Annotated in this window: 6 protein-coding genes; 1 reads left to right on the forward strand and 5 read right to left on the reverse strand. The window is 73.3% G+C overall.

From position 1 onward, the window contains the following. Window positions 1-82 precede the first annotated feature (82 nt). The 3 genes from mfd to ACFVYK_RS36625 all read right to left on the reverse strand — a co-directional run bounded on the left by mfd (window position 83) and on the right by ACFVYK_RS36625 (window position 7,343). Window positions 83-3,616: a transcription-repair coupling factor gene (gene mfd, locus ACFVYK_RS36615; RefSeq protein ID WP_389781057.1), complete on the reverse strand. Its 3,534-nt coding sequence runs from the start codon at window positions 3,614-3,616 to the stop codon at window positions 83-85. Between the two features lie 362 nt (window positions 3,617-3,978). Beyond that, window positions 3,979-6,558, reverse strand: coding sequence for an ABC transporter permease (locus tag ACFVYK_RS36620; RefSeq protein ID WP_389781058.1), 2,580 nt, complete (start codon window positions 6,556-6,558; stop codon window positions 3,979-3,981). Then, a complete protein-coding gene (locus ACFVYK_RS36625) occupies window positions 6,555-7,343 on the reverse strand; it encodes an ABC transporter ATP-binding protein (RefSeq protein ID WP_389781059.1) in 789 nt (262 codons plus the stop codon). Before ACFVYK_RS36625 ends, ACFVYK_RS36620 begins: the two co-directional genes overlap by 4 nt. A gap of 503 nt (window positions 7,344-7,846) precedes the next feature. Here ACFVYK_RS36625 and ACFVYK_RS36630 point away from each other — a divergent pair. After that, window positions 7,847-9,352: an MFS transporter gene (locus ACFVYK_RS36630; RefSeq protein WP_389781060.1), complete on the forward strand. Its 1,506-nt coding sequence runs from the start codon at window positions 7,847-7,849 to the stop codon at window positions 9,350-9,352. A 355-nt stretch (window positions 9,353-9,707) separates the two neighbouring features. Here the strand turns inward: ACFVYK_RS36630 and ACFVYK_RS36635 are convergent, their stop codons facing one another. Together ACFVYK_RS36635 and ACFVYK_RS36640 are read right to left on the reverse strand one after the other, a co-directional pair. Next, a complete protein-coding gene (locus tag ACFVYK_RS36635) occupies window positions 9,708-10,592 on the reverse strand; it encodes a cellulose-binding protein (RefSeq protein ID WP_389781061.1) in 885 nt (294 codons plus the stop codon). 620 nt (window positions 10,593-11,212) lie between these two features. After that, window positions 11,213-12,778: SUKH-4 family immunity protein (locus tag ACFVYK_RS36640; protein WP_389781062.1), on the reverse strand; the 1,566-nt coding region annotated here is incomplete at its 5' end.

Here is a 12,778-nt window from a genome sequence, read left to right on the forward strand (position 1 = left end):
GCCGTGACCGGCGTGGCCCGCCGGGGCCCGCCGTGCCCGCCGGGGCCGCCGGGGCCGCCGGGGCCGCCGTCGCCGGGGGCGCCTACGAGCCGAGCACCGTCGCCAGGAACTCGCCGACCCAGCCCAGCAGTTCCCGTCCGACCAGCGGCTTGCCGCCGACCTTCGCCGTCTTCGGGCGGGGCACGAGGACCTGGTGCGCGGCCGGCTTGATGACGGAGCCGGGGTAGAGCCGCTTCAGGCGCAGCTCCTGCGACTCGCGCAACTCCACCGGCGCGAACCGGATGTTGGCGCCCTGCAGCACGATCTCGCCGACGCCGCACGCGCGGGCCAGCATCCGCAGACCCGCCACCAGCAGCAGGTTCTCCACCGGCTCCGGCAACTTGCCGTAGCGGTCGACGAGTTCCTCCCGGACGGCCTTGACGTCCTCCTCCGAGTTGGCGGAGGCGATGGCCCGGTAGGCCTGCAGGCGCAGCCGCTCGCCCGGCGCGTAGTCGTGCGGGACGTGCGCGTCGACCGGCAGCTCGACCTTGACCTCGAGCGGCGGCTCCTCCTCGATCTCTCCGGTCTCCAGCTGACGCCGGTAGTCCGCGACGGCCTCGCCGACCATCCGGACGTACAGGTCGAAGCCGACGCCCGCGATGTGGCCGGACTGCTCGCCGCCGAGCAGGTTGCCCGCGCCGCGGATCTCCAGGTCCTTCATCGCCACGTACATGCCCGCGCCCATCTCGGTGTGCTGGGCGATGGTGGCGAGCCGCTCGTGGGCGGTCTCGGTGAGCGGCTTCTCCGGCGGGTAGAGGAAGTAGGCGTAGCCGCGCTCGCGGCCCCGGCCCACGCGGCCGCGCAGCTGGTGCAGCTGGGACAGGCCGAAGGTGTCGCCGCGCTCGACGATCAGGGTGTTGGCGTTGGAGATGTCGATGCCGGACTCGACGATCGTCGTCGACACGAGCACGTCGAACTTCTTCTCCCAGAAGTCGACGACGACCTGCTCCAGCGCCGACTCCGACATCTGGCCGTGGGCGGTGGCGATACGCGCCTCGGGCACGATCTCGCGCAGTCTCGCCGCCGCGCGGTCGATCGACTCGACCCGGTTGTGGATGTAGAAGACCTGGCCCTCGCGCAGCAGTTCGCGGCGGATCGCGGCGCCGATCTGCCGCTGCTCGTAGGGTCCGACGAAGGTGAGCACCGGGTGGCGCTCCTCCGGCGGCGTGGTGATCGTCGACATCTCGCGGATGCCGGTGACCGCCATCTCCAGGGTTCTGGGGATCGGCGTCGCCGACATCGTCAGCACGTCGACGTTGGCGCGGAGCTTCTTCAGCTGCTCCTTGTGCTCGACGCCGAAGCGCTGCTCCTCGTCGACGATGACCAGACCCAGGTCCTTGAACTTCGTCTCGGCGGAGAACAGCCGGTGGGTGCCGATGACGATGTCCACGGAGCCGTCGCGCAGGCCCTCCAGGGTGGCCTTCGCCTCGGTGTCGGTCTGGAACCGGGACAGGGCGCGCACCTTCACGGGGAACTGGGCGTACCGCTCGCTGAAGGTGCCGAAGTGCTGCTGCACGAGCAGGGTCGTCGGCACGAGGACGGCGACCTGTTTGCCGTCCTGGACGGCCTTGAAGGCGGCGCGCACCGCGATCTCCGTCTTGCCGTAGCCGACGTCGCCGCAGACCAGGCGGTCCATCGGGACCGTCTTCTCCATGTCGTCCTTGACCTCGGCGATGGTGGTGAGCTGGTCGGGCGTCTCCGCGTAGGGGAAGGCGTCCTCCAGCTCGCGCTGCCAGGGCGTGTCCGCGCCGAAGGCGTGCCCGGGGGCCGCCATCCGCGCGCTGTACAGCTTGATCAGGTCGGCGGCGATCTCCTTGACGGCCTTCTTCGCGCGCGCCTTCGTCTTCGTCCAGTCCGCGCCGCCGAGCCGGTGCAGGGTGGGGGCCTCGCCGCCGACGTACTTGGTGATCTGCTCCAGCTGGTCGGTGGGGATGTAGAGGCGGTCGCCGGGCTGGCCGCGCTTGGCGGGCGCGTACTCGACGACGAGGTACTCGCGGGTGGCGCCCTGGACGGTGCGCTGCACCATCTCGATGTAGCGGCCCACGCCGTGCTGCTCGTGGACGATGTAGTCGCCCGCCTCCAGGGTGAGCGGGTCGATGGTCTTGCGGCGGCGGGCGGGCATGCGCGCGCCGTCCTTGCCGGCCGCCTTCTGGCCGGACAGGTCGGTCTCGGTGAGGACGGCCAGGCGCAGTGTCCGGTCGACGAAGCCGTAGTCGATCGAGCCGCAGGAGACGTGCACGACGGAGGGGCTCAGCTCGGTCAGGTCGCTGTCCAGGCGGGCCGCGACGCCTTCGCCGCCGAGCACCTCGACCGTGCGGGCGGCCGGGCCGTGCGCCTCGGTGACGAAGGCGACGCGCCAGCCGTCGGCCAGCCAGCCCTTGGTGTCGGCGAGGGCCTTGGCGGTGTCGCCGCGGTAGGTGTCGGGGGCGTGCATGCCGAGCTGGAGGGTGTCCGCCTCCAGTTCCAGGTCGGCCGTGAACGGCGACACCGACCACCACATCATGTCGAGCTCGCGGGCGCGGTCGCGGACGTCGGCGATGGACCACAGGGAGGCCGCGCCGACGTCGATGGGCGCGTCGCCGCCGCCGGCGGTGGCCGCCCAGGACGCCTGCAGGAACTCCTGCGAGGTGGTCACCAGGTCGGCGGCACGCGTGCGTACCCGCTCCGGGTCGCAGACGACGGCCATCGCGCCCTTGGGCAGGACGTCGATGAGCAGCTCCATGTCGTCGACGAGCACCGGGGCGAGGGACTCCATGCCCTCGACGGCGATGCCCTCGGCGATCTTCCCGAGCAGTTCACCCAGCTCGGGATGGAGCTCGGCGAGGTCACGCGCGCGGGTGCGGACGTCCTGCGTCAACAGCAGTTCACGGCAGGGCGGGGCCCACAGACCGTGGTCGGCGACTTCCAGGGAGCGCTGGTCGGCGACCTTGAAGTACCGGATCTCCTCGACGTCGTCGCCCCAGAACTCGACGCGCAGGGGGTGTTCCTCGGTGGGCGGGAACACGTCCAGGATGCCGCCGCGCACGGCGAACTCGCCGCGCTTCTCGACGAGCTCCACGCGGGCGTAGGCGGCTGCGGCGAGGGCTTCGACGATCTCGTTCAGGTCGGCCGTCTGCCCCTGGCGCAGGGCCACCGGTTCCAGGTCGCCGAGTCCCTTGACCTGCGGCTGGAGCACCGAGCGGACGGGTGCGACGACGACCGAGACCGGGCCGGTCTCCGGGTCGTCGGGGCGCGGGTGGGCCAGGCGGCGCAGGACGGCCAGGCGGCGGCCCACGGTGTCGCTGCGGGGGCTGAGGCGCTCGTGCGGGAGGGTCTCCCAGGAGGGGTACTCCACGACGCCGTCGGCCGGGAGCAGCGAGCGCAGGGCGGCGGCCAGGTCCTCGGCCTCGCGGCCGGTGGCCGTCACGGCGAGGACCGTGCGGGCGGTCTCGCGGGCGAGGGCGGCGATCGCGAAGGGGCGGGCGGCCGGGGGGCCGACCAGGTCGACGTGCATGCGGTTGCCGTCGGCGGCCGCGGGGATGGCTTCCGCGAGGGCGGCGTCCTTGACGACGGCGTCGAGCAGACCGTGCAGGCTCATGGGGGGCTTTCCGTCTGTGGGACCGGGCACGTCCCGTCCTGTTCGGGACGACGGGCGCACCGGTCCGGGTGGGCAACGCGAAGGGCCCGACGCGTGTCACGGGCCGGGGGCGTCCAGCGTACGACGGGGCGCGGATGTTCGCCGGGGCCTGTGGACAACCCCCGGGGCGGGGCGGGGCTCGTGTCCCTCCCGGGGCCGCCCCGGACCCTCGCCCCCTACGGGCAAAGCGGCACCGGACGGCCCGCGACGCACGGACGGCCCGGCGCCGAGAAGACCCCTGTCCTCCTCGGCGCCGGGCCGTGTGCCCCGGCGGCTGCGTGGTGCCAGTTCTGCAACGGTGCCAGTCCGTCACTGCAACGGTGCTAGTCCGTCGCGATCGCGTTCAGGACGTTCATGCGCCCCGCGCGGAACGCCGGCACCAGCGCCGCGAACAGGCCTACGAAGGCCGACCCGACGAACACGCCGATGATCGTCGGCCACGGGATCTCCAGGACGTTCAGCCCCTGCAGGGCGAGCAGCCGCTGGGCGGTCGCGCCCCAGCCCATGCCCAGGCCGAGGCCGAGGAGCGCGCCGAAGAGGGCGATGACCACCGACTCCATGCGGATCATGCGGCGCAGCTGGCGGCGCGAGAGGCCGATCGCCCGCATCAGGCCGATCTCCCTGGTGCGCTCCACCACCGACAGGGCCAGGGTGTTCACCACACCGAGGACCGCGACGATGATCGCGAGGGCGAGCAGACCGTAGATCAGGTTCAGCAGTTGCCCGATCTGGTCCTTCAGCTCCTGCTTGTAGTCGGTCTGGTCGCGCACGGTGTACTGCGGGTAGCCGTGCAGCGCCGACTTCAGGGCGGTGTACGCGGTGTCCTGCTGCCCGTCCTCGGCGGTGACGAAGACCAGTTGGTCCAGCGGCACCTTGCCGGCGGGGACGTACTTCTTCAGGGTGGCGATGGAGGTGTACATCGCGCCCTGGTCGATGACGCCGTCGCTGCTGGTGATGGCGCGGACCGTCAGCCGGGCGGTGGAGCCGTCCCTGAACGCCACGGAGATCTTGGAGCCGAGCTTGATCCCGTGGTCCTCGGCGAACTTCTCGTGGACGGACATGGAGTCGGGCCGGTAGGCGTCGGTGAGCTTGCCCGCGACGGTCTCGACGCGCAGGTCGGTCGCGTAGGTCGGGTCGGCCGCCGTGATCGACGTCTTGTCGAGGGTCTTGCCGTCGGGGGTGGTGAAGTCGGCCTCGGTGCCCTTGTACTCGGTGACCCGCTGCAGGCCCGCGGTCGACTTGATCGCCTGCACGGCCTCCGGGGTCAGCCGCTGGCCCTTGTCGCTCTGGATGATGAAGTCCGTGCCGACGCTCTTGTCGAGTTCCTCCGTGGCCGAGGCGACCATGGACGAGCCGACCACCGACAGACAGGCGACGAGCGCGAGGCCGATCATGAGGGCCGCGCCCGTGGCTCCCGTACGGCGCGGGTTGCGCAGCGCGTTGCGCTCCGCCATCCGTCCGACCGGGCCGAAGGCCCTCAGCAGGACCGCGCCCAGCACCCGCACCACGCCGCCGGCCAGCAGCGGGCCGATCACCACGAAGCCGATCAGGCTCAGCACCACGCCCAGGCCCAGCCACATCGAGCCCTCGGCGGCCTTGTCGGCGACGGAGGCGAGGTACAGGCCCGCGCCGCCCCCGACGGTGAGCAGCAGACCGATGACGGCCCGCACGACGCCCGCCTTGGCGTCGGCCGGGGCGCCCGCGTCGCGCAGTGCGGCCATCGGGGAGACCTTGCCGGCCCGGCGGGCCGGGAGGTAGGCCGCCAGCACCGTGACCACGATGCCGAGGAGCATGCCGACCACCGGGGTCGTCCAGGCGACCGTGAGGTCGTCGGTGGAGAGGTTCATGCCGGTCATGCTCATGAGCTTCATCAGGCCGACGGCGATGCCGACGCCCGCGCCGACGCCGAGGACGGAGCCGACGACGCCCAGGAGCAGCGCCTCGGCCAGCACGGACCGGTTGACCTGCTTGCGGCTGGAGCCGATGGCCCGCATCAGGCCGATCTCGCGGGTGCGCTGCGCGACCAGCATCGAGAAGGTGTTGATGATCAGGAAGATGCCGACGAGGAAGGCGACTCCGGCGAAGCCGAGCATCGCGTACTTCATCACGTCCAGGAAGCTGCCGACGTCCTTGCGGTTGGCGTCGGCGGCCTCCTTGGCCGTCTGCACCTTGTAGCCGGCGCCGATCGCGGCCGCGACGTTCTTCTTCAGCTGCGCGTCGCTGACCCCGGCCGCCGCCGTGACGTTGACGTTCGTGTAGACGTCCGGCTCGCCGACCAGCGTCTTCTGGGCGGTCGCGGTGTCCAGGTAGAAGATCGCCGCGCCGGGGTTGGTGACCTGGAAGGCGGCGAGACCGGAGACCTTCACGGTGTGCGTGCCGACCGCGGTGATCACGCCGACCTCGTCGCCGAGCTTGAGGTGGTGCTTGTCGGCGGTGTCCTCGTCGACCATGACCTGGCCGGAGCCCTTCGGCGCCGCGCCTTCGGTGATCTTCATGGTGCGCGCCTCGTTGGCGTTCCAGCTGCCGACGATGGTGGGCGCGCCGCTGGACGGCGACAGGCTGTCCTTGTCGGCGTCGACGACGGTCGCCGCGCTGGAGAAGACCGAGCCCTCCGCCGACTTCACGCCCCGCACCTTGCGGACCTGGTCGAGCACGGCGGCCGGCATGACCGGCGGCTTGCCGTTGTCGGCGGTCGTCTCACCGGTGTCCGAGGCGCCCTTCGCGCTGACCGTCACATCGGAGGAGGTGGCGGCGAAGAGTTTGTCGAACGTCGTGTTCATGGTGTCGGTGAACACCAGCGTCCCGCAGACGAACGCCACCGACAGCAGGACCGCCACGGCCGACAGCGCCATGCGTCCCTTGTGCGCGAAGAAGTTGCGCATCGAGGTTCTGAGCACGGTCATGACGTCCGCCCCCGCGCGTCGAAGTCCTTCATGCGGTCCAGGACGGTCTCGGCGGTCGGCTTGAACATCTCGTCGACGATCCGGCCGTCCGCGAGGTACAGCACCCGGTCCGCGTAGGAGGCGGCGACCGGGTCGTGCGTGACCATCACGATGGTCTGGCCCAGGTGGTCCACCGAGCGGCGCAGGAAGCCGAGGACCTCGGCGCCGGCGCGGGAGTCGAGGTTTCCGGTCGGCTCGTCCCCGAAGATGATCTCCGGGCGGGCGGCCAGGGCGCGGGCCACGGCGACGCGCTGCTGCTGACCGCCGGAGAGCTGGGTGGGCCGGTGCTTGAGCCGGTCGGCGAGGCCGACGGTCTCGACGACCTGGTTCAGCCACGCCTGGTCGGGCTTGCGGCCGGCGATGTCCATCGGCAGCGTGATGTTCTCTATCGCGTTCAGCGTGGGCAGCAGGTTGAACGCCTGGAAGATGAACCCGATCCGGTCCCGGCGCAGCTGGGTGAGCTTCTTGTCCTTCAGCCCGGTGATCTCGGTCTCGTCCAGGTAGATCTGCCCGGACGAGACGGTGTCGAGCCCGGCGAGGCAGTGCATCAGCGTGGACTTGCCGGACCCCGAGGGGCCCATGATCGCGGTGAACTGACCGCGGGCGATGTCCACGTCGACGTGGTCGAGGGCGACGACCCGGGTCTCTCCGGTCCCGTACGCCTTGACGACCTGCCGCGCCCGTGCGGCAACGGCCGTACGCCCTCCAGTGCCCCCGTGCCTGGGAATGGTCACAGCCGATGTCACGGTGAATCTCCTATGTCAGATATCAGAAGTAACGGTGTGGCGCCGCGGGCGGCGGTGCCGGGTGATGCGGTGCCCGGTGATGCTCGCCGGTGAAGCGCTACGTCGAAGAGTCTGTCTCGGGAGGCGATCCCGCGCGCTGGTGCTCGGGCCCGTCTTCCCGGGGGGTTAACCCCACCCCCCGACACGGGGGCTGACCGCCCCCCTGCCGGTCGCCGTCCACCCCCGTCGACGGCGTAAAGCCAGGTTAAGGACCGCTCGGGTCCCGTCTCCTCCTCCGCCAGTACGAACCTTCCCCCAGCCGTAGTACGGAGGCACCCCTAAGGGCCGTCCACCGCCGGGTGGAGAAGCCCTCGGGGTCGTCTCCACCCTCCGGGCCGCCCAGCCTGCACCCTCCCGTCGCGTGAGCCTCAAGTGGGAAGCTGGGTTCCGCCAAATGGGTGCAAGGGGCACGGAGAATCGGCCCCGAGGGGCGTACGGGCACGGGGACACGGGGAGGGAATCCGGTGGGGGACACGAACACCGCGACACGCGAGGCCGGGCAGCCGGCGCGGGCACACCGACGGGGAGCGGTGGTCGCCGCGCTCATGCTGTCCATGGCGCTGGCCGCCCTCGACTCCACCGTGGTCTCCACGGCCGTCCCGCAGATCGTCGGCGACCTCGGCGGGTTCTCCGTCTTCTCCTGGCTGTTCTCCGGGTACCTGCTCGCCGTGACGGTCACGCTGCCGGTCTACGGCAAGCTCTCCGACACCTTCGGCCGCAAGCCGGTCCTGGTCGCGGGGGCGTCCCTGTTCCTGCTCGGCTCGCTGCTGTGCGCGCTGGCCTGGAACATGGGAGCGCTGATCGCCTTCCGCGTCGTGCAGGGCCTGGGCGGCGGGGCGCTGCAGGGCACCGTGCAGACGCTCGCCGCCGACCTGTACCCGCTGGAAGAACGCCCGAAGATCCAGTCCAAGCTGTCCACCGTGTGGGCGCTCTCGGCGGTCGCGGGGCCCGGTCTGGGCGGGCTGCTGGCCGCCTACGCCGACTGGCGCTGGATCTTCCTGGTGAACCTGCCGGTGGGGGCGGCGGCGCTGTGGCTGATCGTCCGCCATCTGCACGAACCGCAACGGCGGTCCCGGCGGGAGGGGCGGCCGCGCGCGCGGGTGGACTGGGCCGGCGCGCTGGCGGTGTTCATGTGCGGCGGGGTGCTGCTGACGGCGCTGGTGCAGGGCGGGGTGGCCTGGCCGTGGCTGTCGGCGCCCTCGCTGGCCCTGTTCGGCGCGGGGCTGGCGCTGGCCGCTCTCGTCGTGGCCGTCGAACGCCGTGCCGCCGAGCCGATCATCCCCGGCTGGGTGTGGCGGCGCCGGACCATCGCCGCGGTCAACCTGGCCCTGGGCGCGCTGGGCCTGCTGATGGTGGCCCCGACGGTGTTCCTGCCGACGTACGCCCAGGCGGTGCTGGGCCTCACGCCGGTGACCGCCGGGTTCGTCCTGTCCGTGTGGACCCTGAGCTGGCCGCTGTCCGCCGCCCTCAGCCAGCACGTCTACCGGCGCATCGGCTTCCGGGACACCGCGCTGCTGGGCATCGGGGCGGCAACGCTGATCCTGCTCGCGTTCCCGCTGCTGCCGTTTCCCGGCCGGGCCTGGCAGCCGACGGCGCTGATGCTGGCGCTGGGGGCCGCGCTGGGTCTCTTCCAGCTCCCGCTCATCGTCGGCGTGCAGTCGACCGTCGGCTGGTCGGAACGCGGGACGACCACCGCGTCCGTGCTGTTCTGCCGACAGACGGGCCAGACGGCCGGAGCGGCCCTCTTCGGGGCGGTGGCCAACGGCGTGCTGGCCGCCCGCCTCGGCGGCGCGGGCGACCTCGACGCGCTCGCCCGCGGCCTCGGGGTCGGCGCCGTCCCCGACGCGACCCGCCGGGCGGTCGCCGACGCCGTGCACGCCGTGTACCTGGGCGCGGCCTGCGCGGCCGCCCTGGCGTTCGTCGTCCTGCTGACGCTGGCCCCGCGCCGCTTCCCGGTCCGCGAGGAATGACACGCCGCCTCCCGGTCCGCGAGGAATGACACGCCGCCTCCCGGTCCGCACGGGAGCCGGGCGCACGGGGCACGCGGGGCGCGCCGGGGGCGCGAGGTTGCCGGCGGTAACACCTCAGGTCAGACACGGTTTCGCACATCCACTGGTGGCGGCCGGCTGTTCGCTGCTCACTGCTGGCGGCTGGCGGCTGGTGGACGCCCGCTCGCGGACGCCGGCTCGCGGACGGTGGCTCGCGGACGGCTCAAACGCCAGGCAGCGCCAGTCCGCCGTGCGGTGTCCGTCAGCCGCGCCTCGCGTACGACGGATCGGCCGTGCGGTGTCCGTCGGGCGCGGCTGGCCGCCGGCCCCGCCGGAGTCAGTCGGCCGTGCGGCCGGTGAGGGCGGACAGGCTGTTGCGGACGTGGTCCATGTGCGCCTGCACGTCCTCCCCGCGCGCTCCGTGCTCGCGCAGCACCCGTTCCGTCTCCCGCTCGGTGCGCTCCTCGCGGGCGCGCGCCTCGGCGAGGATCTCGGCGGCGCGCGCCTGGGCGTCCTCCTGACCGCGCCGGGCCGACTCCTCCGCCTCGGCGAACGCCTGCTCCGCCTCGGACAGCGCCGCCTCGGCGCCGGCCAGGACCCGTGCGTTCGAGGCGTCCAGGGCCGCGGCCCGCTCCGCCGCCTCCCGCTCCACGGGGGCCCACCGCTCGGCCTGCTCCGTCTCCTGCTCGGCGAGCACGCCGGCGGTGCGCTGACGCACCTCGCGCAGGGCGCTCAGCGCTCGCCCGCGGTACTCCTTCACCTCGCGCCGGGCGCCGATGCGGACCTCGTCGGCCTCGGCGCGCGCCGCGAGCAGTCGCTGCCGGGCGCGGTCCTCGGCCTCCGCGCGCAGCGCGTCCGCCTCCTCCTGGGCCGCCCGGCGCACCTCGAGGGCGCAGGTCTCGGCGCGGGCGACGTCCTCCCGCGCCGCACGCCGCGCGTCCTCGCGGACGTCCGCCGCCTCCTCGACGGCGAGTTGCAGGACGCGCCGTGCGCGCTCCCCCAGCGAGTCGTACGTCTGCGGCGAGAGCCCGGTCACGACCGCACGCAACCGCTCGGCCTCCGCCTCCATCTGCTTGGCGAGGACGGTGAGCCGGGCGGCCCGCTCCCACGCCGCGTCACGGTCGGCGCAGAGTGCGGCGGTGTACGCCTCGACCTGTTCGGGCCGGTAGCCGCGGCCGCGGACGGTCACGAACCCGGGCGGTGACACCGATGCGCTGCTCATCCTTGAACCCCTCGCCACCAGACGGACACACACGACGTGATGATGTCGCGCATATCTTGATGGATCGGATGGAAGTGTTCATAACGCGACACTCCGCGCACAGGTCACGGCCAACCCCGAACACAAGCGAGCGGGTCCGAACGCAGCAAGGGGCTCCGCGCACGTGGCGACCGGAAAACGCACGACGGGACGGCCCCGGACGCGGAGCCGGCGAAAGCCGAACGAAGACCGGGGCCGCGCGAGGCTGGGCTGGCTCGGACGGGGCCGCGCCAGGCTGGGCTGGACCGGGCCGAGCCGAGCCGGACCGGGCCGAGCCGGACCGGGCTGGACCGGGCCGAGCCGGACCGGGCTGGACCGGGCCGAGCCGGGCCGAGCCGGACCGGGCCGAGCCGGACCGGGCCGAGCCGGACCGGGCTGGACCGGGCCGAGCCGGGCTCACCTGGACCGGGCTGGGCTGGGCTGAGCTGAGCTGAGCCAGGCTGGACTGGGCTGAGCCGGGCTCAGCTGGACCGGGCTGGGCTGCGCCGGGCCGCGCGCAGAAGGGGCCGGGCCCGGTCCTCCGACCGGATCCAGCCCCTTCGCGTCACCCGCTCGACCGCCCGCGGGTCAACGACCGCCCGTCACAGCAGTCCGTCCCACATCTCCTCCAGCAGCACCGACCACCAACTCTCCGGCGAACCCAGCGCCGCCGGGTCGAGCGCGGCCAGCTGCGCCTGGAAGTCGACGGTCCAGCGCCCCGCCTGCTCCTGGTTCAGCCCGAACCGCAGCCGCCACATCCGCCCGAGCAGCGCCAGACAGCGCGCGAACTCCGGCAGCCCGGTGTTCACGAACTGCGGCGGCACGGACCCGCCGCCCGGCCCCGCCTCCACCGGCACGGCGACGATGTTCGCCGTTCCGTACTGCACACAGATCGCCTTGCCGAAGTCACTGCCCATGACGAGGTACGAGCCCGCGTCCGGGGCCGGCTGCACGCCCCGCTCCGCCGCCAGCTCCGCCAGCGTCGGCACCGGCCGCCCCGGCTGGGCCTGCGCCCAGAAGAACGGCCCCATGTCCGCCGGCAGACCCGCCACCACCAGCGTGTGCGCGACGACCGGCGGAACGCCCTGCCGCGACACCGCCGCCTGCTCGAACCGGAAGACCGCCGGCCCGAACACCGCCGCCAGCTCCTGCCCGACCGCCTCCGGCGGAACCGGCGGCACGGCCTGCACCGGCGGCAACGGCGCGCGCACCGGCGCCGGACGCGCCGGCCCGTCCGCCACCTGATGCAACTCGCCCTGGTGCGCGAGCAGTTGCCGCATGCCCTGCTGTCGGCTGGCGTGATCCGTGCCGTACGGCGCGATGCTCGTGATCCTCGCCTGCGGCCACTGCTCCCGGATCATGCGCGCACAGTACGCACCCGGCAGCTCGCACGACTCCAACTCCGTGTGCAGCTCCAGCACCTGGTCCGGCGGCACGTTCATCGCCCGCAGCTCGTGGAAGATCTGCCACTCCGGGTGCGGCGTGCCCGGCGCGGAACGCCGGATCAGCTGCTGCTCGGAACCGTCCTGCGCGCGATAGCGCAGCACCGCCTGGTAGCCCGGGCCGACCGTCGGCAACCCCTGCTGCTGCGGATACCCGTACGCCTGCGGCTGCCCCGGCACCGGCCCGCCCGGCGGCATCGCGCCCGGCGGCATCGGCGGCTGGGGAACGCCCGGCGGCACACCTGGCACGCCGTGGGCCATGCCCGGGCCGCCGGGAGCGCTGGGGAAACCGGGGACTCCCGGCGCCGGCGGAGGCGCGGGCGCGCCGGGGCCGCCCTGCGCGGGACCGGCCAGCATGGTCTGAGCGTGGTGAACCGCGCCCGGGCCGCCCGGACCCGGACCGAGCCCGACGGGAGCGCCCGGAGCCTGAGGCGCGCCCGGGCCCATCCGACCGGGGTCGGCCAGCATCGTCGCGGCATGGTGAACGCCGCCGGGAGGCGTGCCCCCCGGCGGGTTGGGCCCGGCGGGGGCGCTCGGCGCACCGGGCGCACCCGGCGGCTGAGGCGCGCCGGGGCCGGCCGGGACCCCGGGCGCACCCGGTCCCCCCGGCCCGTCGGGACCCAGCGCCGACAGCAGCTGGGTGGGCACGTAACCGCCCGCCGGAGCGCCCGGCACGCCCGGCGCACCGGGACCGGAGGACGGGGGCGGCGGGGGCGGGGGCGGGGG

This window comes from Streptomyces sp. NPDC058291 (assembly GCF_042880855.1).
Classification (GTDB): domain Bacteria; phylum Actinomycetota; class Actinomycetes; order Streptomycetales; family Streptomycetaceae; genus Streptomyces.